At 71.1% G+C, this 22,418-nt stretch carries 24 protein-coding genes; 7 read left to right on the forward strand and 17 right to left on the reverse strand.

What is annotated here, in order from left to right:
• Positions 1-96: 96 nt before the first annotated feature.
• The 5 genes from ACZ60E_RS00370 to ACZ60E_RS00390 all read right to left on the reverse strand — a co-directional run bounded on the left by ACZ60E_RS00370 (position 97) and on the right by ACZ60E_RS00390 (position 5,406).
• Positions 97-1,839 (reverse strand): hypothetical protein, encoded by a 1,743-nt coding sequence (locus ACZ60E_RS00370; protein WP_469436481.1) that lies wholly within the window; start codon positions 1,837-1,839, stop codon positions 97-99.
• 204 nt (positions 1,840-2,043) lie between these two features.
• Entirely contained in the window at positions 2,044-2,610 is a 567-nt protein-coding gene (locus tag ACZ60E_RS00375; protein ID WP_384803068.1) for an antibiotic biosynthesis monooxygenase, read from the reverse strand.
• Positions 2,611-2,729: 119 nt separating this feature from the next.
• Entirely contained in the window at positions 2,730-2,951 is a 222-nt protein-coding gene (locus ACZ60E_RS00380; RefSeq protein ID WP_469436483.1) for a hypothetical protein, read from the reverse strand.
• A 68-nt stretch (positions 2,952-3,019) separates the two neighbouring features.
• Entirely contained in the window at positions 3,020-4,675 is a 1,656-nt protein-coding gene (locus ACZ60E_RS00385; RefSeq protein WP_469436487.1) for a hybrid sensor histidine kinase/response regulator, read from the reverse strand.
• A 56-nt stretch (positions 4,676-4,731) separates the two neighbouring features.
• Positions 4,732-5,406 (reverse strand): response regulator transcription factor, encoded by a 675-nt coding sequence (locus tag ACZ60E_RS00390; RefSeq protein ID WP_453795916.1) that lies wholly within the window; start codon positions 5,404-5,406, stop codon positions 4,732-4,734.
• A 272-nt stretch (positions 5,407-5,678) separates the two neighbouring features.
• Between ACZ60E_RS00390 and ACZ60E_RS00395 the strand changes: the two genes are divergently transcribed.
• Positions 5,679-6,089: an STAS domain-containing protein gene (locus ACZ60E_RS00395; RefSeq protein WP_469436491.1), complete on the forward strand. Its 411-nt coding sequence runs from the start codon at positions 5,679-5,681 to the stop codon at positions 6,087-6,089.
• A 33-nt stretch (positions 6,090-6,122) separates the two neighbouring features.
• Here the strand turns inward: ACZ60E_RS00395 and ACZ60E_RS00400 are convergent, their stop codons facing one another.
• Positions 6,123-6,389, reverse strand: coding sequence for a hypothetical protein (locus tag ACZ60E_RS00400; protein WP_366788219.1), 267 nt, complete (start codon positions 6,387-6,389; stop codon positions 6,123-6,125).
• A 184-nt stretch (positions 6,390-6,573) separates the two neighbouring features.
• On the opposite strand from ACZ60E_RS00400, the gene ACZ60E_RS00405 reads away from it, so the two are divergent.
• Positions 6,574-6,882 carry a GNAT family N-acetyltransferase gene (locus ACZ60E_RS00405; protein ID WP_385833620.1) on the forward strand — a complete coding sequence of 103 codons (309 nt, stop codon included), beginning with the start codon at positions 6,574-6,576 and terminating at the stop codon, positions 6,880-6,882.
• A 22-nt stretch (positions 6,883-6,904) separates the two neighbouring features.
• Here ACZ60E_RS00405 and ACZ60E_RS00410 read toward each other — a convergent pair whose 3' ends face one another.
• Together ACZ60E_RS00410 and ACZ60E_RS00415 are read right to left on the reverse strand one after the other, a co-directional pair.
• The gene (locus ACZ60E_RS00410) at positions 6,905-7,930 is read right to left on the reverse strand and encodes an LLM class flavin-dependent oxidoreductase (RefSeq protein ID WP_469436495.1); all 1,026 of its coding nucleotides are present in this window, start codon (positions 7,928-7,930) and stop codon (positions 6,905-6,907) included.
• 59 nt (positions 7,931-7,989) lie between these two features.
• Entirely contained in the window at positions 7,990-8,397 is a 408-nt protein-coding gene (locus ACZ60E_RS00415) for a DUF5997 family protein (RefSeq protein WP_469436498.1), read from the reverse strand.
• A gap of 37 nt (positions 8,398-8,434) precedes the next feature.
• Between ACZ60E_RS00415 and ACZ60E_RS00420 the strand changes: the two genes are divergently transcribed.
• Positions 8,435-9,187 carry a LysR substrate-binding domain-containing protein gene (locus tag ACZ60E_RS00420; protein ID WP_469436500.1) on the forward strand — a complete coding sequence of 251 codons (753 nt, stop codon included), beginning with the start codon at positions 8,435-8,437 and terminating at the stop codon, positions 9,185-9,187.
• 53 nt (positions 9,188-9,240) lie between these two features.
• On the opposite strand, the gene ACZ60E_RS00425 is transcribed toward ACZ60E_RS00420, so the two are convergent.
• The gene (locus ACZ60E_RS00425) at positions 9,241-9,849 is read right to left on the reverse strand and encodes a TetR/AcrR family transcriptional regulator (RefSeq protein WP_384803042.1); all 609 of its coding nucleotides are present in this window, start codon (positions 9,847-9,849) and stop codon (positions 9,241-9,243) included.
• A gap of 47 nt (positions 9,850-9,896) precedes the next feature.
• Entirely contained in the window at positions 9,897-11,954 is a 2,058-nt protein-coding gene (locus ACZ60E_RS00430; protein ID WP_384803039.1) for a galactose-binding domain-containing protein, read from the reverse strand.
• 307 nt (positions 11,955-12,261) lie between these two features.
• Here ACZ60E_RS00430 and ACZ60E_RS00435 point away from each other — a divergent pair, with 307 nt between their 5' ends.
• From ACZ60E_RS00435 to ACZ60E_RS00445, 3 genes are all read left to right on the forward strand, one after another.
• On the forward strand, positions 12,262-12,864 hold the full coding sequence (locus ACZ60E_RS00435; RefSeq protein WP_469436502.1) for a hypothetical protein: 603 nt from the start codon (positions 12,262-12,264) through the stop codon (positions 12,862-12,864).
• 10 nt (positions 12,865-12,874) lie between these two features.
• Positions 12,875-13,672: a fibronectin type III domain-containing protein gene (locus ACZ60E_RS00440; protein WP_469436505.1), complete on the forward strand. Its 798-nt coding sequence runs from the start codon at positions 12,875-12,877 to the stop codon at positions 13,670-13,672.
• A gap of 100 nt (positions 13,673-13,772) precedes the next feature.
• Entirely contained in the window at positions 13,773-14,435 is a 663-nt protein-coding gene (locus tag ACZ60E_RS00445; protein ID WP_384803029.1) for an NUDIX domain-containing protein, read from the forward strand.
• Positions 14,436-14,465: 30 nt separating this feature from the next.
• Here ACZ60E_RS00445 and ACZ60E_RS00450 read toward each other — a convergent pair whose 3' ends face one another.
• From ACZ60E_RS00450 to ACZ60E_RS00470, 5 genes are all read right to left on the reverse strand, one after another.
• Positions 14,466-15,287, reverse strand: a complete 822-nt coding sequence (locus ACZ60E_RS00450) for a sulfite exporter TauE/SafE family protein (RefSeq protein ID WP_453795924.1) — start codon at positions 15,285-15,287, stop codon at positions 14,466-14,468.
• Between the two features lie 108 nt (positions 15,288-15,395).
• Positions 15,396-16,016 carry an L-threonylcarbamoyladenylate synthase gene (locus tag ACZ60E_RS00455; RefSeq protein WP_189768828.1) on the reverse strand — a complete coding sequence of 207 codons (621 nt, stop codon included), beginning with the start codon at positions 16,014-16,016 and terminating at the stop codon, positions 15,396-15,398.
• Between the two features lie 143 nt (positions 16,017-16,159).
• A complete protein-coding gene (gene sthA, locus ACZ60E_RS00460) occupies positions 16,160-17,563 on the reverse strand; it encodes a Si-specific NAD(P)(+) transhydrogenase (protein WP_384803022.1) in 1,404 nt (467 codons plus the stop codon).
• Between the two features lie 425 nt (positions 17,564-17,988).
• Positions 17,989-18,672 (reverse strand): formylglycine-generating enzyme family protein, encoded by a 684-nt coding sequence (locus ACZ60E_RS00465; RefSeq protein WP_384803019.1) that lies wholly within the window; start codon positions 18,670-18,672, stop codon positions 17,989-17,991.
• A 73-nt stretch (positions 18,673-18,745) separates the two neighbouring features.
• The gene (locus ACZ60E_RS00470; RefSeq protein WP_469436509.1) at positions 18,746-19,903 is read right to left on the reverse strand and encodes a Gfo/Idh/MocA family protein; all 1,158 of its coding nucleotides are present in this window, start codon (positions 19,901-19,903) and stop codon (positions 18,746-18,748) included.
• 163 nt (positions 19,904-20,066) lie between these two features.
• On the opposite strand from ACZ60E_RS00470, the gene ACZ60E_RS00475 reads away from it, so the two are divergent.
• Positions 20,067-21,104 carry a LacI family DNA-binding transcriptional regulator gene (locus tag ACZ60E_RS00475; RefSeq protein ID WP_384803014.1) on the forward strand — a complete coding sequence of 346 codons (1,038 nt, stop codon included), beginning with the start codon at positions 20,067-20,069 and terminating at the stop codon, positions 21,102-21,104.
• Between the two features lie 40 nt (positions 21,105-21,144).
• Here the strand turns inward: ACZ60E_RS00475 and ACZ60E_RS00480 are convergent, their stop codons facing one another.
• Together ACZ60E_RS00480 and ACZ60E_RS00485 are read right to left on the reverse strand one after the other, a co-directional pair.
• Positions 21,145-21,933 (reverse strand): hypothetical protein, encoded by a 789-nt coding sequence (locus ACZ60E_RS00480; protein ID WP_469436514.1) that lies wholly within the window; start codon positions 21,931-21,933, stop codon positions 21,145-21,147.
• A 32-nt stretch (positions 21,934-21,965) separates the two neighbouring features.
• Positions 21,966-22,379 carry a hypothetical protein gene (locus tag ACZ60E_RS00485; RefSeq protein WP_469436516.1) on the reverse strand — a complete coding sequence of 138 codons (414 nt, stop codon included), beginning with the start codon at positions 22,377-22,379 and terminating at the stop codon, positions 21,966-21,968.
• Positions 22,380-22,418 lie beyond the last annotated feature (39 nt).

Consider the following 22,418-nt stretch of genomic DNA (forward strand, 5'->3'; position numbering starts at 1 on the left):
CGGCCTCCGCGCCCCCCCCCCCTAACGACTCAGTTCAGCGGGGCCCCCCCCCCCCCGGGGGGGCCCCCCCCCGCCGCCGTTCATCGTCCTGCCGGGTCAGCCCGCGGACGCCCGGTCGGGTTCGGCCGGCTGCCCGGCCAACTGCCGTACGTCGGGCCGCGGGCGGGGCCTCGACGAGGCCAGCAGCGAGACCAGCGCCGTCAGGGCCGCCAGTGCGGCGAGCACGGCCACGAGACCGGCGAGCCACTGCGGCGCGAGGGTCAGGTCCAGGGCCCGGGACAGACCCGCCGACCGGACACGGCCCTCCAGGAGCTGGGCGACGGCGAGCGCCGCGGGAACGACGATCCCCAGGGCGAGCACGGGCACCACACTGCGGCGGAGCAGTGCCAGCCCCAGCAGGACGCACAGAACACTGCCGCCGATGACGAACCCGTAGGCGGCGAGGGAAGCGCCGTCGCGGTGCGGCGGGAAGTGGACCAGCCCGCACACCACGAGCATCAGGGCCGCGGCCAGGCGCGGCCAGGCGGGGGAGTCGACGGTCTTCGCGGGCCGGTTCCGGCGCGTCCGGGCCGTCCGGCCGATGGCGACGGTGCCGCCCTCGGCGAGCAGCCGGTCCCCGGAGGGGGGCCCGTCCTTCGAGGCCGCGCGTGCCGCCTCGGCCGCCTTCTTCTCCTCGCGCGTCGGCGGCTTGACCAGCTGACGGCCCTCGCGCACGCCCTGCTCCTGGGCCATGCGGCCGATCAGCTCGACCAGTTCGTCGACCGGCCGGCTGGTGGCGGCGGCCCGCACCGCGGCCTCGCCGCAGTGGGGTTCCAGCGGCGGCCGGTGCAGCAGCGCCATGAGCCTGGTGACGTCCTCCACGGGCCGGCCCTCGGCCGCCGCGCGGATCGCCTCGTCGGCGCTGTCGGCGTTCCTCGGCGGCCGGGTCAGCAGGGCCACCAGCCGGCTCACGTCCTCCACGGACCGGTCGGTGCCGACCGCCCGCAGCGCGTCGACCGTGGCCCTCGCGTACTCCGGTGACTGCTCCAGCAGCTCGATGAGCTCGATCACCTCTTCCAGCGGCCGGTCGGCCACCGCGGCGTGCACCAGTCCGTCGACCGGGTTGATGTACGCGGGATCGGACTCGATCTCACCCTGGTCGGGGTATTTCCTGTCGAACTCGGCGGCCGAGTCGGTGGCCCGCGGGCCGACCTTGGCCACCGGGGCGGGTGTGGCTGCGGGTGCGCCTGCGGAGGCAGCGGCGGGGTACGCGCGACGGGCCTCGTCGGCCGGTTCCGCGTGACGGCGCTCGTCGCGCTCGTTGCGCTCGGCCCGATGATCGCGCTCGTCCCGATGGTCCCGGGCGTCCCTGTCGTCCCGACCGTCCCTGTCACTGCGGTCGTTCCGGTCGGCGTTCCGGTCGGCAGGGGCGTCGGCGTAGCGGCGGGGCGCCCTGCCGGCCGCGGCGGGATACCGCTGGGCGACCTCGTCGACCGGCTCGGGGTACCGGCGGCCGATCTCGTCGGCCGGGTCGGCGTACCGGTGCTCGGGGGCGTCGGCCGGGTCCGCGTACCGCCGCTCGACCTCGTCGAGCGGGTCGGGACAGCGGTGGTCGGTCTCGTCGGCGGGGTCGGCGTACCGGTGCTCGTCGGCATCGGCCGGGTCGGCGTACCGCTGCTCGTCGGCATCGGCCGGGTCGGCGTACCGCTGCTCGACCGCGTCGGCCGGTCCGGCGTACCGGGGGTCGGGCGCGTCGGTGTACCGGCGCTCGGACCTGCGTGCCGGCCTGTCCGGCGGCTCCTCCGGCACGGTGTGCCAGGGGGCGGTGGCCGGTAGCGGCGGGATGGTGGCGTCGACCACGCTCTCGGGTGATATGCCAGGTCGATCGGCGTCGAAAGGCGAACGGGTTGTCATACTCGGCTCCCTACGAAGGGTGCAGTCGCTTCGTGGCCCGGACGTGCGGCCCGAGAGTTGCTGTGCAGCCTTTCTAAGCGCCCCCGTCAAACGCCGCCAACGGGATGAGGCGTACGTGTGACGCGGACCGGAACCGGACCGCTCACGGCGTCAGTCGTCGGGTGTGCCGTACAGCCACAACCGCAGCACCCGGCTGAGCCCCGGCATGATCAGATAGGTGAGCACCGGAAGCAGTACGAGGGGGAAGACGGCGGCGCGCAGCGGCAGGGGCCACGCGGCCGTACCGGGTGCCACCAGCCACTGGATGAGGAACGTCATCGGATAGGCGCCGAGGAACGTCGTCAGGACCATCTTCCAGCGCGGCGGGGCCTTCACGGTGGTGCCGGGGAGCCGGAACCAGCTCTCCATCCCGGTGGTCGACTGGCGTTCGTCACGGACCTCGGTGGCGATGCCCTCGATCCGTGCGTGCCACTCCGCGCGCTCGGGCGAGATCAGCCAGTCGGTGAGCCGCTGCGGATCGGCGAAGCGCAGCACCGCGTGGAACCGGTGCCCGGGTTCGGGGCGCAGCCAGGACACCCCCTGGCTGCCGGGGAACCGCGAGACGCAGTCGGCGACGCCCCGGGTCCACTCCTCGAATTCGGCCTCACGGCCTGGACGTACCTGCCAGGTGAGGACCGTGGTGACGGGTTCGGCGCATGGGACCTGCGGGGTGCTCATGGCCATCTCGGGTTCCATGCGCCGGGCGGGTCATGCACGGACCGGCGAAACGGACCTGCCGGCAAACCGGACCGGTACCGGTGATGCGTACGAGTACCGGTGATGTGGGCTGCCGGGGTTCAGCCGTCCGTGTCGTGCACGCCCGGGGTGACTATCTCGTCCAGCGCCTTGCGTACGGCCTCATACGTGTGTCCGCGCAGCTCGGCGTCGCGTGAGCTGTCCGGATCGGCGGTCCTGAGTTCCTCGCTCCGTGCCTTCCATGTCTGCTCCTCCCGGCCGGCCCAGGAGCGGGCCCGCTGGATACGGCGCAGGAGTTCGTCGGAGTCCACCACGTCAGTCATGAGATATGGGTACCCACGCACGCCCTTTCGACCCGGGCGCCCGGGGACTGCCCGCAGACGCGCGACGGTCAGGGCTCCAGGAGGTCCAGCAGGTCCGCGAGCGGCAGCGGTTTCGCCAGGTGGGCGTCGAATCCGGCATCCCGGGCCAGCGTACGGTCGGTGCCGCGGCTGAAGCCGGAGACCGCGATGAGACGCAGCGAGGCACCCTGCGGGCGCGAGCGCACGGCACGGGCCACCTCGTAGCCGTCCATGTCGGGCAGCCCGAGATCGCACACGACGACGTCGAAGAGGTGACCCTCGGTCGCGGTGACGGCGTCCGCGCCGGTGTGGACGACCGTGACGTGATGGCCGTGACGGTCGAGCAGAGTCCGGTAGGTCGCGGCGAGATCCGTGTTGTCCTCGACGATCAGGACCGCCAGCTGCTTCCGCCCGCGACGGGCCGTCACGGGCCGGGCCGGCGGCGGGGCGCCGTCGGACGCGGCGAGCGGCAGCACGGCGGTGAACGAGGCGCCGGTACCGGGACCGTCACTGTGCGCGGAGATCCGGCCGCCGTGCAGATCGAGGATGGTGCGGACCACCGACAGGCCTAGGCCGAGGCCCTCGGGGGTCTGCGGACCGGCCGGCGCGGCCCGCATGAACACACCGAACAGCTCCTCGGCCTGCCCGGGGTCGAAGCCGATCCCGTCGTCCTGGACGGTGAGCCGCGCCAGGTCCTCCCCGGCCGACAGGTGTATGGCCGTACGGCCGCCCGGCAGCGTGTACTTGAGCGCGTTGGACAGCAGGTTGGTCAGCACCTGGGCCAGCCGCAGCCGGTCGCCGTCGACGAGCACCGGGTGGTCGGGCAGCTGGATCTCCAGCACGCGCCCCTCGTGCCCGAACAGGCCACGGATGTCGGCGCAGGCACTCTCGACGGCCGAGCGCAGGTCCATCCGCTCGGGCACCAGCTCCAGGCGTCCGGTCACCGCGCGGGTGCCGTCCAGCAGGTCGTTGCTCATCCGGGCCAGGATGCCGAGCTGCCGTTCCAGGACGGACAGCGCGGGATGGCCGCCGGGCATGTCGAGCCCCAGCAACTCGGTCGCCGCGGTGGCGGCGGCCAGCGGATTGCGCAGCTCGTGCGAGAGCGTCGCGATGAACCGGTCCTTGGCGCGCTGCTCCTCCCGCAGCCGGTGTCCCACCGCGTCGAGGTCGCCGTTGAGCCGCCGCAGCTGCTCGTTGACCTCGCGGATCTCCCGCGCGCGGACGAACAGGTCGATCTCCATGCCCTCCGCGCGCGTCTGCGCCTCCTCGGCGGCCCGGTCCTTCTCGTGTCCGGCTTGTCGCACCAGTACGAACTCGGTGACGTCCTCGACCCGGTGGATGATGTGCGTCACCCGGCCCTCGGCGTCCAGGACCGGTGTGTTGACCGGGCTCCACCAGCGCTCGACGAACCCGGTCCCGTCGTCGGTGTCCTCGCCCGCCGGGATGTCGTACCGCTGCAGCGCCATGGTGTCGGTCCGTGCCGTGCCCACCACCGTCTCCAGCGACCGGCGCAGATTGGCGACGCCGTCGGCCGCGGGATCGGCCGGGTTGTCGGGGAACATGTCGAAGATGAGGCGCCCGACGATGTCCCGCTCTCTGCCGGTGGCCGAGAGATAGGCGCGGTTGACCTCGACGATGACGAAGTCGGGCGCCAGGATGAGCACCGGGGAGAGCGCGAACTCGAAGAGCTGCCGGAAATCCGGCACAGTGTGGGGGGTGCCCGATGGGTTGCTCGACGGACTGGTCGTGGACACGGCGGCTCTCAGGGGTCGAGGCGGTACCCGTAGCCGCGCACCGTGGTGATCCTCGGGGCGGGCACGGGGAGTCGGGCGAGTTTTCCGCGCAGCCGGTACACGTGCTCGATCACGGTGGCGGACTGCTGCCAGGACGCGCCCCAGATCTGCTCCAGCAACTGCTCGGCGGAGAAGACACGGCCGGGGGAGCGCGCGAGGAGTTCCAGCAGGGCGTACTCCTTGGGGCGGAGGGTCAGCGCGACGCCGGTACCGCTCGCCAGGCACGCGGCCGTGTCGACGCGCAGCGAGCCGACGTCGAGGACGGCGGGGACCTCCGGCGGCCGGCTCCTGCGCAGTACGGCCCCGATCCGCGCCACCAACTCCCGTTGCGAGAACGGCTTGACGAGATAGTCGTCCGCGCCGATCTCCAGCCCGGCCACCCGGTCCGTCTCGTGGCCGCGTCCGCTGACGACGATCACCGGCAGCCGGCTGGTGGCGCGCAGGGCCCGCAGCAGTTCGAGTCCGCTGCCGTCGGGAAGTCCCAGGTCGAGGACGACCAGATCCACACCGCCGTGGTGCATGACGGCCTTGCCGGCCCGGGCGTCCATGGCCCAGGTGACCGTGAAGCCCTCACGCTCCAGATAGGAACGGCACATCAGTGCGAAGTCGGTGTCGTCGTCGATCAGCGCGAGATGTGGACGCAACTGTCACCACCCGGTCCCACTGCCGCCCGCTCGTTGTGTCGCTGGTGAGCGGGCGTTGATGCCCCGACCATGTGGCGAAGGTAGAACAGGAGGCACCCGCGGTTCAAGGGGGAGCCGACACGGGGGGAGTTCCGGCACGGGCTGGTGCGGCGCGGGGAGCGCGCACACCGCCGCACAAGTCCGGGCCGGGACAGGGCCGTCGACGGGGGACGCCGTACGGCCGCCCCCGCGCGGGAATGCAGGAGGCGCGGACGGGAACGGGGCGGAACGGCTTGCACACGGACGACCTGTTGCCCGTCGTCACGGCCTCGTGGCCACCACCCGCCGAACACTCCGGGATGTACGACGGGACCGGTCTTGTCGTCGTGGAACTGCACGGTGACATCGACCTGGCCTGCGCGGCCCGGCTACGCACCTGGCTGGACTCGGTGGTCGCCCTGCGCGCGTCGGCGTACGTCATCGACCTGCGTGCCGTCTCCTTCATGGACAGCACCGGCCTGAACATGGTCGTACGTTTCCGTCGGCGGGCCCTGACCCGGAAGGCGACCGTGGGCGTACTCTGCCGGCCCGACACCCTGCGGCTGGTCCGCGCGCACGGCACGCACGACGTCCTGTGCCCCGTCACCACGTTCTACGAGGCGATGGCCCGGGCCACCGGAACAAGCGTCGGGGAACGGTCGTGACGACCGTTCCCCGAACGACGGCACTACGGCGCGTCAGCGCCCGAAGTGGTGACGGCCACCGTACTGGGAGCCGTGGTTCTCACCCTCCCAGTGGGACGCCGCGCAGCCGTTGCCGTAGGAGGCGTGGCCGTCACCGGCGCCCGCGAACACGCCGCACGCGCGGAAGTCGCCCTCGTAGCGGCTGTCGTTGCGGCCATCGTTGTGGCGCTCGTCGTGGTCGTCGGCGATCGCCGCGCCGGCACTGCCCAGGATCGCGGTGGCGGCGAAGACGCCGGCGGCAAGGATGGTACGCACACGCATGGTTGCTCCCTGATGGAGAAGTGATGGACGGACGAGCGGGAGATCCGGCCACGCGATCGCGTACCCTCGCCGCTCTTAGGCCCATGCTCAGGGCCGCACGTGCCGTCCGCGAGCGTTCATCCACCAAACGTGGGCGGGTTAGGGTCGTGACCTTGATCGACGGCACGCACGCAGGGAGAAGAACATGACGGTGGACGTGAGGGACGCGCCCGGGACGCGGCGCTACGAGGCCCGGCTCGACGGAGCGCCCGAGGTCGTGGGACACGCGGAGTACATCCGCACGACGGAGCTGATCGCGTTCGTGCACACCGAGGTGAGCCCGGAGTGCGAGGGCAAGGGCGTCGGCTCCGCGCTGGTCCGGGTCTCCCTGGACGAGGCCCGCGCCGCAGGCCTGCGGGTGCTTGCCACCTGCCCGTTCTACGCCGGCTGGATCGCCCGCCACCCCGAGTACGGCGACCTGCTGTACCAGGCGCGCAGCAAGGTCAGCGACTGACGCGGGCCGGAGTGAGGACCTGCTACGCCTGGGCCGACGGCTGCCAGCCCAGTGCCGGACCGAGGCCGGTGGCGATGTCGGTGAGGATCTGTACGTAGTCCGCGTGCTCGAAGGTGAACGGCAGCGCGAACGCGACCTCGTCGATCTCCCTGAACGCGGCCTGGGCGTACAGCCGTTCGGCGATCTCGGCGGAGGTCCCGACGAGGTCGGGCGCGAACATCAGGCGTGCGGGACCGTGGGTCGTCGCCGTGCGCGGAGTGCGCTTCTCGACGTACGCCTCGTACTTCGCGCGCTGCTCGGCGGTGGCACTGTCGGTGGGGATGACGACGAGCCCCTGGGAGACGCGGGCGCGCTCACCGTCGGGGTGACGGGCGCGGAAGGCCCGTACGTGGGACAGCTGGATCTCGGCGAAGTCCTCGGACTCCTCCGCCTTCACGACACTGCTGGTCAGGAAGTTCATGCCGTGCTCACCCGCCCACTGCGCCGACCGCAGGCTGCCGCCGCCGTACCAGAGCCGGCCGCCCAGCCCGGCGGCATGCGGCTGGACGCGGTCCGAGAACACCTCGAACCCCTCGACGCCGCTGAAGTCGGTGGCCGGTTTGCCGCGTACGAAGTCCAGCAGCCGGGACACCCGGTCGTAGCCGAAGTCCTCGGTGTCGGCCGTGTCCGGATACAGCGCGTCCTTGACCTGGTCGAAGTGCATCGGCGGGCCGACACTGACCCCCGGATTGAGGCGGCCCCCGGACAGGAGGTCGACCGTCGCCAGGTCCTCGGCGAGCCGCAGCGGGTTCTCCCAGCCCAGCGGGATGACCGCTGTGCCCAGCTCGATCCGGCTGGTGCGCTGCGAGGCCGCCGCGAGGACGGCGACGGGGGAGGAGATCCCGTACTGGAGGTGCCGGTGGCGCAGCCACGCGCTGTCGAAGCCCAGCCGCTCACCCAGTTCGATGATCTCCAGCGTGGACTCGTGGCCCGCGCGGGGATCGGCCCCGTCGAACAGGCCGATGGTCAGGAAGCCCAGCTTCCGCAACGGTTGTGTGGGCAGCGGCACGGGGCTCCTCCGGCGTCCGGCACGAGTTCTACGGGTACTGCACTGCTACGGCCCGGCTGCTACCCCTCGGCCTTCTTGTCCTTGAGGTCCTTGATGCGTGCCGTCTCCTTGCGGACCTCGGCCTGCGTGGCGCGCTCCTTCCGGAGCCACTCCGGGGAGTCCGCCTTCAACGCCTCGATCTCGTCCGTGGTGAGGGCGTCCGTCACCCCGCCGCGGGCGAGCCCGGAGATGGAGACGCCGAGCTTGGCGGCGACCACCGGCCGGGGGTGCGGCCCGGTGCGCCGCAGCTCCTGCAGCCACTCGGGCGGATCGGCCTGGAGCGCGGTGAGCTCGGAGCGCGAGACGACACCTTCCTGGAAGTCGGCGGGTGTGGCCTCTAGGTACACACCCAGCTTCTTCGCCGCGGTCGCGGGCTTCATCGTCTGGGTGTTCTCGTGCGACGTCATAACCGCAAGGGTATCGAGCATGTGAACCAGCGCCGACCACGACGGGTAACCTGGCCAGGTGACACGCTCGGAAGAATCCCCTTCGTTCCGGCTCGCGTATGTCCCGGGAGTGACGCCCAGCAAGTGGGTGCGGATCTGGAACGAGCGGCTGCCCGACGTCCCCCTGACGCTCCACGCGATGTCCGTCGGCGAGGCCTTCGGCGCGCTGCGCGGCGGCGACGCCGACGCGGGCCTGGTCCGGTTGCCGGTCGACGGTACGGACCTCAGCGCGATCCCCCTCTACGCCGAGACGACCGTGGTCGTCGTCCCCAAGGACCACGTCGTGGCCGCGGTGGACGAGGTGAGCGCCGAGGACCTGGCGGACGACATCGTGCTGCACCCCCTCGACGACACCCTCGACTGGGAGCGCCTGCCGGGCCGCCCCGCGATCGAGCGCCCCGCCACGACGGCCGACGCGGTCGACCTGGTGGCGGCGGGAGTGGGGCTCCTCGTCGTCCCGCAGTCGATCGCCCGCCTCCACCACCGCAAGGACCTCACGTACCGGCCGGTGACGGACGCCCCGGAGTCACGGGTCGCCCTGTCGTGGCCGGAGGACCGGACCACCGACCTGGTCGAGGACTTCATCGGCATCGTCCGGGGCCGTACCGTCAACAGCTCCCGAGGCCGCACGCAGCCCGCAGCCGAGCCGAAGGCAGCTCGCACCCCGGCCAAGCCCACCCCCCGACGCAAACCGGCCACGGGCAAAACCAAGGGTGCCAAGACCACGAAGAACACGAAGAGCGCCAAGCGAGGCAAACCCCGAGGCCGCTGAGCCCCGTAAGGGGCGCGGGGAACTGCGCGACCAGCCCCCACCGGCCCGCAGGTTCATACAACCTCGTCGGTGTCTCGTACGAGCCCGGCCACATGGTCGGTGATCGTGTCGAGGATGTCCGCCCACGCCGAATCGTCCCCGAGCACCAGGAAGTTGAGCGTCAGCCCGTCGGTCATGGCCGCCAGATAACGGGCCAGCACCGGCACGGGCACCCGCAGCACGAAGTCCATGTCACGGCTGAGCTGCTCGACCAGCTCCGCATAGGTGTCGGAGTACAGCTCGTACTGCCGCCGCGCCAGATGCTCGAACCCCGGCTGACGCAGGGCGTACTGCGTCAGCTCGTACGTGAGCATGTGCTCGCCCGGGTGCGCGGACACATGGTCCCAGTAGGCCCGGAAGCCGGCCGCGACGGTCTCCCGCAGGGTCGCTCGGGGCCGGATCGCCTCGCGCACCACCGCGACGGAGTGACCGGTGATCGTCTCGATGACGGACTCGATCAGCGCCTGCTTGGAGTCGAAGCAGTAGTGGAAGACGCTCAGTGACACGCCCGCCTCGGCCGCGATGGACCGGGTCGTCGTCCTGGGGACGCCGTCCCGGGTCATCGCGCGGATGGCCGCCTCGGTGAGCTGACGGCGCCGCTCGGCCGACGGCATCCGTGCCATGGAGTTCCTTCCACGCCTGCTCGTTCCAGGTGGGTCACCGGCGGGCGTCAGCTGCTGTGGACACCCACCTCGTACAGGGAGTAACCCCAGTCCGTACCGCGGTCCAGACCGTGGATCCGCACATAGCGGGCCGGTACGCCGGAGAACCTGGCCGTGTCCAGGCCGCCGTCCCCGGCCGTGGTGGACCACACGGACTGCCAGTCCGTGCCGTTGGTGGAGACCTCCACGCGGTACGACTTCGCGTAGGCGCGCTCCCAGTCGAGGGTGACGCGCTTGACCGTGCCGGTGGAGCCGAGGTCGATGCGCAGCCACTGGTCGTCGCTCCAGTCGCTGGCCCAGCGGGTGCCCGTGTCGCCGTCCACGGCCCGGCCCGGCGCGTAACTGGTGAAGACGCTCGACTCCGACGAACTGGCCGACGCGGGCGCGCCCTTGGCGAGGTTCACCCCCGCCTTGTGCTGCTCCGCCGCGCCCCAGGTGTCGAGGTAGGACTCCGCGCCCCGGAACAGATCGTCCACGACTCCCTGCCCAGCGACCAGCCGGATGTCCTCGATCCAGTCCGGTACGAGACCGTAGTGGGCGGCCCCGTCGGTGTTGATGTCCCAGGTGCGCTGCCCGGTGGTCTGCCGGTCGATCACGGCGGTGCCGTCGGTGCTGCGGAACGGGTACGTGACGGGGTTCGGGGCGTCCGCGCCGCGCGGGGCGGGCCAGCCGCCGACACCGTTCATGTCGGTGCCGTAGCCGTAGCCCACGCCGTACTTGTCGCGCAGGGCCTTCGTCCGCGCGGCCTCCGCGCCGAACTGCTCCGAGCCGTGCATGTACTGGGCGATGAACCCGCCGAGCCGGTAGACCCGCTCGGTCCAGTTCAGGTCCATCCAGCTGTGCGAGGAGATCACGCCGGGGTACGACTCGGCCTCGAAGATGTCGAGGGCGCGGCCGGTGGCCTTGACGCCCATGTGGTCGATCTCCAGCATCATCTTGCGCTTCATCAGCCCGCGCACGGCGTACTCGCCGAGATCCGTGAGCCCCCGCTTGTTGCATTGGGCGTCCTCGTCGTACGACGGTACGTCGACGCCCGCGGGCAGTTCCTTCTCGGCGCCCGGCGCCGCCGCGCCCCCGATGGGGTTGTCGTGCTGCGGGCCCGTGCACTTCTCCGTCTGCCAGAAGGTGCCCGTCGACAGGAACTGGCCGACGTTGATCGCCGTACCGAGGCCGCCCTCGTCGAACCTGACTCCGCACAGGGCGTTGTCGAACTTGTGGCACAGGAACATGCTGCGCACGCCGAGGTCGTACAGCTCGTCGAGGCCTGCGTCGATGTCGGCCTTGTCGCACTGCGCGATGTCCAGGATCTGCTTGCAGCCGAACGGCTCGGACGTCTCCACGCCCAGGACGACGGCGAGTTTGCCCTGCTGGGCGACCTCACGGGCCTGCGCGCTGTCGGTGACGATCCTGAACCAGCCCTTGCCCGGGCCGCCGTACATGGCGTCGATGTGGTCCTGCATGTCGTACGTCAGCTTCGCCTGCAGCCGGATCGAGGTCATCTCGTCGCAGCTGCGGTCCTTGAAGGGGTAGACCGAGCAGATCACGCCGTTGGTGACGAGGTCGTTGACGAGTACGCGCTGGCCGCCGCGCCAGGCCCGCTCGACCCAGGCGTAGTAGTTCTGCTGGTGGGTCAGCGAGTCATGGGCGGGCCAGTCCTTGAACGTGGGCCAGCCGTCCGGGTCGTGCTTGCCGTCACCGCCATTGGTGATGAAGTCGAAGATGGCCAGCGAGCCGTCGGGGTAGTGCTCGGGACAGTCCTTGAGGGCGTCGGCGACCCCCGCCTTCGAGAAGGGCTTGCCGCAGATGAGCCGCCCGCCGAAGGCCTCGTTGGCCATGATGTGGTTGTGCGCGTCGACGAACCCGCGTACCTCGCCCTGGGAGTTCGTGCCCTTGAAGGGCTCCCCGGTGACGTTGATCTGGGAGTCGGGCGCGGGCCGCGCGGTCGGGTTCCACCAGTCCGTCCCGGCGGCGGAACTGGGCGTGGGCCCGAGTGCCATGGCCATCACGACGAACAGCAGCGACAGGACCGTGAGAGGCCGGCGCCGGTGGAGAGGCTGTCGGGTCATGAACATCACCCACGTCTTCGGTCGACGGCACGCTGCTTGTCATGACTCCTGCAAACGCGTGGGACGAGAATCCCGACTGCGCCGAGGAGAGTCAAGGGTCCGGGACGCTTGACCTGATGGACGGCAGGGCGGCGACCCGAAAGGGGCGCGGGGAACTTCGCGACCAGCCCCCACCGACCCGCACGTACGGACCTCTTGACGACTCCTTGGTCTAGTCCTACCTTCCCAACCAGCCGTTCAAAAACATGCCCATTGTTCATGTGAGTGAATGTGAGCGGCTGGTGAACCCCCCACCCGAGGAGCCGACATGCTCACGCGCATCAGAGCGCTCACCGTGACAGGCGCGGTATGCGCCTCCCTCCTGGCCGCCACCCCCACCGCCTTCGCCGAAGTGGAGCCGGGCGGCTGGACATCCGTCTCTCCCACCTACACCGTCCAGGAACGCGGCTGCGGACAGGTCGACGGCCTGACCTTCCAGCTCACCTGCTCCACGGCCAGTGGGGACCAGCGGGCCGAGCGGCGGTACGCCACCTACACCGGCGGCACCCGCCAGTTCGAGGGCTACTTCCGGATCAGCAGCCTCAGCGGCACCCGCATCAGCCTCAAGCAGACCTTCAACGAGTCGGCGGCAGGCCCGTACTTCATGCTCGCCGCCGAACGCGGCGGACGCCTGTACGCGGTCCACGGCGGCGACACCCTCTCCAACGCCGGCACGGTCGGCGCCACCGTCCGGGTCAACACCGTCCACCAGGTGGGCACTTCGCACCGCACCTACATCAACGGCTCGCTCAAGCACACCTACGCGAGCCCCGGTGGCAGCTTCTACGACAAGTTCGGCGCCTACCGCACCAGCAGCGGCAACGGCCCGGCCACCGTCGTGTGGAGCAACGTCCACTTCTGGCGCAAGTAGCAGCGAGCACATGAGAGTTCCCGTACGCGGCGCGGCGCCGGCAGCCCTGGTCCTGGGCCTCGCCCTTGCCCTCGGCCCGGCGCTGTCGGCCTGCGACACACCCCGCACACCCCGCACGGCGGCCGCAGGCCCGGACGTCGTGCTCCGCGCCGAACGCGCCTCGCCCACGGACATCGACCTGCACTGGCGGGGCGGCGGTCCGGGTACGTCGGGCCACCTCCTCGAATTCGCGACGGACGCGGCAGGCCCGTACACCGTGCTGCAGTATCTGCCGCCCCGGGTGACGAGCTACCGGCACCCCGATCTGATGCCCCGCACCACCTTCCACTACCGGCTGCGGGCCTTCGCCGGCCCCGCCTCGAAGCCGGTCGGCGTCACCCTGCCCCCGGGCGAGTTGACGGCGGCGGACGAGGATTCCGGCCACGACTGGCTGCCCGCCCGCAAGGACCCGGAGCGCACTGCCCCGGGTCGGCCACTACGGTCCACGGGTGCCGGAGCGCCCACCGGGTTCAAGGCCGTGGTCAAGCACGCGAACGGCATTCTGTTCACATGGATGGACAACGCGTCGGACGAGGAGGGGTTCCTGCTGGAGTCCCGTATCCCCAGGAGCTCCGGCGGGGACTCCGACGAGGACTCCGGCGGGCACTCCGGGTTCGCGCCCGTCGCCGTCTTCGAACCCGACGTCAATTCCGCGGGACTGATCACCCTGCCCAGCGAGAAACAGGGGTCCTACCGGGTCCGGGCGTTCACGCTCGGCGCGCCGTCGAACGTGGTCCGGCTGACCACCGGCGCCTCCGCTGATCATTGACACGCCTGACAGGGGCGGGAGCGGGATGGTAGAAGCAGGACATGACCACTTGTTCCACCCGTACTTCCTCCCTCCGTACAACTTCCCCGGTCGGTGCGCGATGACCGCGGGCATCGACACCCCGGACCGCAGGGGCCGTACCGGACTCGACCGGGTCGGCCTCGGCCTGACGGGCAACCCACGGGTCAAGGTGCGGGACGTGACCCTGCTGTCCTGCCACTGGTACGTGGAACGCACCACGACGTTCGACCTCCAGCTCGCCGACGGCACCTGGTCCACCCAGGAACGCGAGACGCACGACCGCGGCAACGGCGCCACGATCCTGCTGTACGACACAGAACGCGAGACCGTGCTGCTGACCCGGCAGTTCCGCTATCCCGTCTACGTCAACGGACACCCCGACGGCATGCTCGTCGAGACACCGGGCGGTCTGCTCGACGATGACGACGAGCACCCCGAGGTCGCCGTACGACGCGAGGTCATCGAGGAGACCGGACACACGGTCGGCGAGGTCGAGCGGGTCTTCGACGTCTATATGAGCCCGGGCTCGGTCACCGAACGCGTCACCTTCTACGCCGCCTCCTACGGGCCGTCCACCCGCACCCACGAGGGCGGCGGACTGGACGAGGAGGGCGAGGACATCGAGACCGTCGAACTGCCCTTCAGGGAGGCCCTGGGCATGATCCGTACGGGCGGGATCGCCGACGCCAAGACCATCATGCTGTTGCAGTGGGCGGCGCTGGAGGGACCGTTCAGCAAGTGAGTCCCGCCGTATCGCAGGCGCACGCGGCGGTCAGCGCAGCAGCAGTTGGACGAGGGCGACCGTGCCGACCGTCACGATGAGGACGCGCAGGACCAACGGGCTGAAGCGGCGGCCGACCGCGGCGCCGAGCTGGCCGCCGATCGCCGAGCCGACGGCGATCAGCGCGACGGCCGTCCAGTCGAAGTCCGCGACGAAGAGGAAGAAGGTCGCGGCGACGGTGTTGACGACGGCTACGAGGACGTTCTTGACGGCGGTGAGGCGTTGCATCGTCTCGTCCAGGAGCACCCCCATCAGAGACATGTAGATGATCCCCTGCGCCGCCGCGAAGTACCCGCCGTAGACGCTCGCGAGAGTCAGCCCGACGAACAGCAGCGGCCCGCCGTCACGGTGGACCGGCCCGTCCTTGAGGGGCGCGGGGAACCGCGCGTCCGGCCCCGGCGCACCCGCGGACGACGAACGATCCCTCGCGCGGCGGCGCAGCCGCTTGGTGATCAGCGGTTGAAAGGCGACCAGGACGAGGGCAAGACCCACCACGACCGGCACGATCTTCTCGAACGCCGTCGCGGGCAGGGCCAGCAGCAGCACGGCCCCCGTGAAGCCGCCCAGCAGCGCACCGACGCTCAGCCGCAGGATGCGCCGCCGCTGACCGCGCAGCTCCTTGCGGTAGCCGAACGCTCCGCTGATCGCGCCGGGGACCAGGCCGAGCGCGTTCGAGACGGTCGCGGTGACAGGCGGCAGACCGGTGGCGAGCAGCACGGGAAAGGTGATCAGGGTCCCGGAACCGACCACCGTGTTGACCCCGCCGGCAGCCACGCCCGCCGCGAACACCGCGACGGCCTCCCACGGCGTCACGCGACGCCCCGTCGCTCACTGATGGTCATGGAGCCGACCGTAGACGGCCGACGGTTCGGCGGGCGCCGCACCATGGTCGGCGGCGCCGTTCCGCTGCCGGGGAGCGGGTCACTCGAACCGTGAGACGTCGCCGGCTCCCTTGCGGACGATCTCGGCCTCGCCGCTGGAGAAGTCGATGACCGTGGTCGGCTCTGTGCCGCAGTCGCCGGAGTCGATCACCGCGTCTACGGAGTGGTCGAGGCGCTCCTTGATCTCCCAGCCCTGGGTCATCGGCTCCTCCTCGTCGGGCAGGAGGAGGGTGCTGGACAGCAGCGGCTCACCGAGCTCGGCGAGCAGCGCCTGAGCCACCACGTGGTCGGGGATGCGGACCCCGACGGTCTTCTTCTTCGGGTGCAGCAGCTTGCGCGGGACCTCCCTGGTCGCGGGGAGGATGAAGGTGTAACTGCCGGGCGTCGAAGCCTTGATGGCACGGAACACGTCGTTGTCGACCTGCACGAACTGGCCGAGCTGCGCGAAGTTCTGGCACACCAGCGTGAAGTGGTGACGGTCGTCGAGCCGGCGGATGGAGCGGATCCGGTCGATACCGTCACGACTGCCCAGCTGGCACCCCAGCGCGAAGCAGGAGTCCGTGGGATAGACGACGAGCGCACCCGCACGAATGGAGTCGGCGACCTGGGTGATGGTGCGCGCCTGAGGATTCTCGGGATGAACATCGAAGTACTTTGCCACGCTGAGAGCTTATGCCCCTCGGGCCTCCGGCCCGTCAGGGGCGCGGGGCTGTGACACCTGCGGCTGCGCCGCGGGGCGCGGGTGACCCCCACCGGCCGGCACCGGGCATCGAACCGCACCCGGCGCCGGCGAGGGGCGCCTGATCAGTCCCGCAGCCGGTCGAGCTGCCGGATCTTGTTCGTCGCGTCGAGCGCAGCGACCTTGTAGGACTCGGCGAGCGTCGGATAGTTGAAGACCGCGTCGACCAGATAGTCGACCGTCCCGCCGCACCCCATCACCGACTGCCCGATGTGGATCAGCTCCGTCGCACCCGTACCGAAGCAGTGCACGCCCAGCAGTTTCCGGTCGTCGGGGGAGACGAGCAGCTTGAGCATGCCGTGCGAGTCGCCGATGATCTGGCCCCGGGCCAGTTCGCGGTAGCGGGAGATGCCGACCTCGAACGGCACGCGTTCCTCGGTGAGCTGGTCCTCGGTCTTCCCGATGAAACTGATCTCCGGGATCGTGTAGATGCCGATCGGCTGGAGGTCGTGCATCCGGGCCACCGGCTCGCCGCACGCGTGGTACGCCGCCGTACGCCCCTGTTCCATCGAGGTCGCGGCCAGAGCCGGGAAGCCGATGACGTCACCGACCGCGTAGATGTGCGGCACCTCGGTGCGGTAGTGCTCGTCCACCTTGATCCGGCCGCGCTTGTCGGCCGACAGGCCGGCCTTGTCGAGGTCGAGGTCGTCGGTGAGGCCCTGCCGGCCCGCGGAGTACATCACCGCGTCCGCGGGGATCTTCTTGCCGCTCTCCAGGACGGTGAGCGTGCCCCGCGCGTGGCGCTCGACCGCGGCGACGGTCTCGCCGAAGCGGAAGGTGACGGCCAGGTCCCTGAGGTGGTACTTCAGCGACTCGATCACCTCGACGTCGCAGAAGTCGAGCATCCCGGGGCGCTGTTCGACCACGGTGATCTTGCTGCCGAGGGCGGCGAACATGGAGGCGTACTCCATGCCGATCACGCCGGCCCCGACGATGACCATGGAACGGGGTACCCGCTCCAGGTTGAGAACGTTGTCGGAGTCCAGGACCGTCAGCTCGTCGAACTCGACGGTCGCGGGCCTGGCCGGCCTGGTGCCGGTCGCGATGACGATGTTGTCCGCGGTCAGCAGCTTCTCGTTGCCGTTCACTTCGCGCAGGGCGACGGTGTGGTCGTCCACGAAGCGGCCGGTGCCGGCGAACAGGGAGACGTGGTTGCGGGACAGCTGGCTGCGGATGACGTCGACCTCGCGGCCCACCACGTGCTGGGTGCGCGCGGTCAGGTCGGCGACGGTGATGTCCTCCTTCAGCCGGTAGCTCTGGCCGTACAGGTCGCGTTGGGTGAGACCGGTGAGATAGAGGACCGCCTCGCGCAAGGTCTTCGAGGGGATGGTTCCGGTGTGGATGGAGACCCCTCCGACCATGTCGGGGCGGTCTACGACGGCGACCCGGCGGCCGAGCTTTGCCGCGGCGATGGCGGCCTTCTGGCCGCCCGGGCCGGATCCGATGACGAGGAAGTCGAAGTCGCGCACCACCAGAGTCTGTCAGCCGCGGCTGTCCCCCGAAAGGGTGAGTTGCCCTCCGGGCGGGGGAGGGGGTGTGCGGTTGTGTCTGTACCGCGGGCCGGTGGGGGTTGCTCGCGCCGTTCCCCGCGCCCCTTAGGGGATGGGGAGGGGTGCGGTTGTGTGGTGGGGTGCGAGCCGGTGGGGGTGGTCCGCGCAGTTCCCCGCGCCCCTAAAGGGGCAGGGTGGTGCGGTGGGGTGTGCGCTGCGGGCCGGTGGGGGTGGTCCGCGCAGTTCCCCGCGCCCCTAGCGGGACAGGGGCGCGGGGAACGGCGCGAGCAACCCCCACCGGCCCGCAGCAAACGCACAACCCTGCCCCACTAGGGGCGCGGGGAACGGCGCGGCCGGCCCCCACCGGCCCGCACCCGACACACCACCCCCACCCGCCGGACGGCTCAGCGTACGGATCGGGCGACCCGGAAGCCCACGTCGTCGACCTGGTAGCCCGGATGGCTGCGGCGCCGCGCGCCGGCGCGGACACTCCAGTGTTCGTCGAACCATCCGCCCCCGCGCAACACCCGGTACCCCCCGTACACCTCCGCGTCGTAGACGTCCCAGCACCAGTCCCACACGTTGCCCAGCATGTCGTGCAGACCCCACTGGTTGGGCCGCTTGCCGCCCACGTCGTGGACGCGTTCCTGGGAGTTGTCGCGGTACCAGGCGATCTCGTCGAGCGGCCCGTACCGCGGCCCGGGCGTACCCGCACGGCAGCCGTGCTCCCACTCCGCCTCCGTGGGCAGCCGGTAGCCGTCCGCGGCCCTGTCCCAGTCGATCTCCGACTCGACGCCCCCGCCGTCCGAACGGATGGCGTAGGCCGGTGTCAGCCCCTCCCGCAGCGACAGGGCGTTGCAGAAGCGGACCGCGTCCCACCACGAGACCCCCTCGACGGGTAACTGCTCCCCGTCGGCGCTGCTCGGCCACATGCCCGCGACCCGCGCGTACAGCGCCTGCGTGACCGGGAAGGCCCCGAGCCGGTAGGGCGCGAGCTCGACCGACCAACTGCGCCGTGTCCGCCGGTCCGACAGTGTGACCTGTCCCGGCGGGACAGCGATCATCTCGTTCACCTGGCGTGTGTCCATGAGCAGGCAATCCTACTGATGATCCGGTGGCCCCACGGCGCGTGTCGGCACGTACCGCGGGACTATGCCAGACTCAGTTCCCCGGACTCACCCAGGTGCCGTGCTCGGCGGAACGGGCCATGGCGTCCAGGGCAGTTGCGCTGTGCACGGCGTCCTCCAGCGTGGCCCCGTACGGCGTGCCCTCGGTGATGGAGCGCAGGAAGTTGTGCGCCTCGATGACCTTCAGGTCGTCGTAGCCCATGCTGTTGGCCGAGCCCGGCTGGAACGCCGCGTACTCGCCGTGTCCCGGGCCGACGTACAGCGTGCTGACCGGCTGGTCCTGGAACGACGTGCCGCGGCTGACACCCAGTTCACCCATACGACGGAAGTCCCACGAGACCGCGCCCTTGGTGCCGTGGATCTCGAAGCCGTAGTTGTTCTGCTCGCCGACCGAGACCCGGCAGGCCTCCAGGACACCACGGGCGCCGGAGGCGAAGCGCAGCAGACAGGACACGTAGTCCTCGTTCTCCACCGGCCCCAACTCGCCGCCGGTGGACCGGATGTGGCCGGCGGTGGCACCCGTGGGCCGGGCCCGCTCGGGGACGAAGACGGCCGTGTCGGCGGTCAGCGACGCGATCTCGCCCAGCAGGAAGCGGGCCAGGTCCACGCCGTGCGAAGCGAGGTCGCCGAGGACTCCGCTGCCGCCGCGCTCACGCTCGTAACGCCAGGTCAGGGCGCCCTCGGGATGGGCCGCGTAGTCGCTGAAGAGGCGGATGCGGACGTGCGTGACGGTGCCGATCTCGCCCGCGGCGACGAGTTCGCGGGCGGCGGCGACGGCGGGCGCGTTGCGGTAGTTGAAGCCGACCGTGCCCTGGACGCCCGTCTTGGCGACGGCGCCCGCGACGGCCCGCGCGTCGTCGGCGGTGAGACCGACCGGCTTCTCGATCCAGAGGTGCTTGCCCGCCTCGGCCATGGCGACGCCGATCTCGCGGTGCAGGAAGTTCGGCGCGGCGACGCTCACCGCCTGGACCCGGGGATCGGCGGCGATCTCACGCCAGTCCCGGGCCGCCGTGGCGAAGCCGTACTGGGCGGCGGCCTCCTCGGCCCGGCCGGGCACCTCGTCGGCGACCGCGATCAGTTCCGGTCGTACGGACAGTCCCGGGAAGTGGTGCGGCACGCGCGCGTACGCCTGGGTGTGCACCCGCCCCATCCAGCCGAACCCCACGACGGCGACGCCGAGCGTACTCCCCATGACTGTTCCTCTTCGGATCGGTTGTGCACTGCCTGCTGTGCACTGTTTTGGGTGTGGACTGCTTTTGGATCGGTCCAGGACCGTTTCCGATCACACTGGAGTTCGTCACAGCAGGTGTCAACCCCTTTGACTTTCCGGCGGTGCCTGTGGAACGGTCCAATTCATGAGACCGCCGACGATCCGTGATGTGGCCGAACGGGCCGGAGTGTCGAAGTCCCTGGTCTCCCTCGTGCTGCGCGGCTCCGACCGGGTGCGCCCCGAGAAGCGGACGGCCGTCCTGGCCGCCGTGGAGGAGCTCGGCTACCGGCCCAACGCCGCCGCGCGCAGCCTCAGCGAGCGGCGCGCCCGTCCGCAGGCCCTCGACCATGCCCGGTCAGGGGGCACCCCCATGGTGGGCGTGCTCCTGAACGACATGCGCAACCCCTGGTTCGTGGAACTGCTGGACGGCCTCAACTCCCTGCTGGACGCCCACGGCCTGCACATGCTGCTGGCCGACGGCCATCTGAACCGGCGGCTCGGCGAGGACCTCACCCGGATGTTCACCGACCTGCGGGTCGACGGACTCATCGCCGTCGGCACACTGCCCGGCCCGGAGATGCTGCGTGCGGCGGCCGGGCGGCTGCCGACCGTCGTCGCGGGCGCACGTGAGCCGGTGCTGCCCCGCGCGGACATCGTCGCCAACGACGACGAGTACGGCGCCCGCCTCGCCACCGAACACCTCATCGGGCTCGGCCACCGGCACATCGCCCACATCGCCGGGCAGGGGATGGTCGGTGAACTGCGCCGCCGCAGCTTCGAAGCCGTCATGCGCGAACACGGGCTGGGCGACACGGCCGTCGTGGCACAGGGCGACCTCACCGAGGAGGGCGGCTACCGGGCCACGGTCCGGCTGCTCAGCGCGGAACGGCGGCCGACCGCCGTGTTCGCCTTCAACGACATCGCCTGCGTCGGCGCGCTGTCCGCCGCCGAGGAACTGGGCCTCCAGGTGCCCCGCGACCTCTCGCTCGTGGGGTACGACAACACCTACCTCGCCCGGCTGCGCCACCTCTGGCTCACCACCGTGGACAGCGCGGGCCACGACGTCGGCCGCCGCGCCGCGCAGTGCCTGCTCGACCGGATCGCCGACCCGGCCCGCCCGGGCCAGGTCGTCCTCAGCCCGCCCGTCCTCGAAGTGCGGGGCACGACCGCGGCGCCCTCCTGAGGTCCGCGCCGACCCGCCGGGGTGGACGAGCGGCGGGTCGTCAGCCGGCAGGTGTGTCGCACTGCGTGCCCGGCGGGCAGAACCAGCGCAGCGCCGTGTCCACGAGTTCCCGCTCGTCGTCCGGCCCGTCGGCGTCCGAGCCGTACGCGACCAACGCGTACCGTTCGCCGTCCGCGGCCTCGAAGCGGTGGTCGATCACGTGCCGGGTTCCGCCGCCCTGCTCGCCCGCGATCTCGTCCGCCCGGTACTCGTGCTCGGCGGCCTGTCCCTCACCGCCGGGTACCTCTTCGAGGGAGACCGCCTCGTACCCGTCGAGCTTCTGCGCCTCCACCTGCGCGACCTGCAAGGACTCGTACGGGGAGGTCTCCATCAGCTGGAACACCTGGAGCCGCCGGGTGCCGTCCGGGCTGCGGTAGTCGACCACGTCGATGCCGAACTGCGACGACCTGCTGTCGCGCTCCCAGCCCGTCGGAAGCGCCACCCGGAACCCCTCGTCGTCCTGCCAGGGCTCATAGCCCGCGGGCAGGGCGGCGGAGGGCTGTGCCGACGGCGAGCCGCCCCCGGAGCCGTTCTCGGACCCGTCGCCGGACCCGTCCGAGGAGCCCTTCTTGGTGTCCGACCGGGCGGCGGTGAAGTTCCGGTAGGGCTCCGGCTCGTCCTTCCAGGCCAGGGCCCAGACGCCGAAGGTGAGACCGGCCACCGCGAGGACGATCGCCGTCTTCCGCCGGACGACCTTCTGCCGTCGTACGTCGAGGTACTGGTCGGGGTGGAAGAGGCGTTCGCGCCGGGACCCGCCCCACTCCTGCCGCTCGGTGTCGAACACCCGCATGCCGCGGGTCCTGCCTGTCACCGTCGGGCCCGTCATCCGAGCAACTGGGCGATGCCCTGGACGACGGCGGTGGCCGAGGCGACCGCCCCCGCGGCCGCGGCCTGCGAGCCGAGCCAGCCCCGTACGCTCACCAGCAGCCGGGTGAGGCGCTCCGGGGGAGCCGCTCCGGAGCGGACGATCTCGCTCTCCGCGTCCGCCAGTTCGCCGTCGAGGGACATGTCCTCGGCGCTGCGCTCCCGGACGGGCAGGGCCGCGCGGAGGGCGCGAACCGCCTGCAGCAGTTCCTCGTGCGGCAGGACGGCCTCGGCCGCGGTGTGGTTGACGGACGTCGCGTGCCCGTGGCTGCCGGTGGCGATCGAACCGCCGCTCATGGAGCCGATGTTCACACCGCCGGATCCGCTGTCCTGCGCGGGCCGGCCGCCGGTGGGCTGTCCTGTGTCGTTCATGTGCTGGTTCCTCGGGGCCGGTGTACGGGTTCGGGATTC

The organism is Streptomyces sp. NPDC102514 (genome assembly GCF_055584525.1).

Coding starts and splice junctions, on each gene's coding strand:
- ACZ60E_RS00400 (WP_366788219.1), bottom strand. CDS start 6,389: ATGCGTGTGCGTACCATCCTTGCCGCCGGCGTCTTCGCCGCCACCGCG.
- ACZ60E_RS00435 (WP_469436502.1), top strand. CDS start 12,262: ATGCTCACGCGCATCAGAGCGCTCACCGTGACAGGCGCGGTATGCGCC.
- ACZ60E_RS00375 (WP_384803068.1), bottom strand. CDS start 2,610: ATGAGCACCCCGCAGGTCCCATGCGCCGAACCCGTCACCACGGTCCTC.
- ACZ60E_RS00485 (WP_469436516.1), bottom strand. CDS start 22,379: ATGAACGACACAGGACAGCCCACCGGCGGCCGGCCCGCGCAGGACAGC.
- ACZ60E_RS00480 (WP_469436514.1), bottom strand. CDS start 21,933: ATGCGGGTGTTCGACACCGAGCGGCAGGAGTGGGGCGGGTCCCGGCGC.
- ACZ60E_RS00445 (WP_384803029.1), top strand. CDS start 13,773: ATGACCGCGGGCATCGACACCCCGGACCGCAGGGGCCGTACCGGACTC.
- ACZ60E_RS00470 (WP_469436509.1), bottom strand. CDS start 19,903: ATGGGGAGTACGCTCGGCGTCGCCGTCGTGGGGTTCGGCTGGATGGGG.
- ACZ60E_RS00415 (WP_469436498.1), bottom strand. CDS start 8,397: ATGCTCGATACCCTTGCGGTTATGACGTCGCACGAGAACACCCAGACG.
- ACZ60E_RS00430 (WP_384803039.1), bottom strand. CDS start 11,954: ATGACCCGACAGCCTCTCCACCGGCGCCGGCCTCTCACGGTCCTGTCG.
- ACZ60E_RS00475 (WP_384803014.1), top strand. CDS start 20,067: ATGAGACCGCCGACGATCCGTGATGTGGCCGAACGGGCCGGAGTGTCG.
- ACZ60E_RS00465 (WP_384803019.1), bottom strand. CDS start 18,672: ATGGACACACGCCAGGTGAACGAGATGATCGCTGTCCCGCCGGGACAG.
- ACZ60E_RS00440 (WP_469436505.1), top strand. CDS start 12,875: ATGAGAGTTCCCGTACGCGGCGCGGCGCCGGCAGCCCTGGTCCTGGGC.
- ACZ60E_RS00380 (WP_469436483.1), bottom strand. CDS start 2,951: ATGACTGACGTGGTGGACTCCGACGAACTCCTGCGCCGTATCCAGCGG.
- ACZ60E_RS00425 (WP_384803042.1), bottom strand. CDS start 9,849: ATGGCACGGATGCCGTCGGCCGAGCGGCGCCGTCAGCTCACCGAGGCG.
- ACZ60E_RS00405 (WP_385833620.1), top strand. CDS start 6,574: ATGACGGTGGACGTGAGGGACGCGCCCGGGACGCGGCGCTACGAGGCC.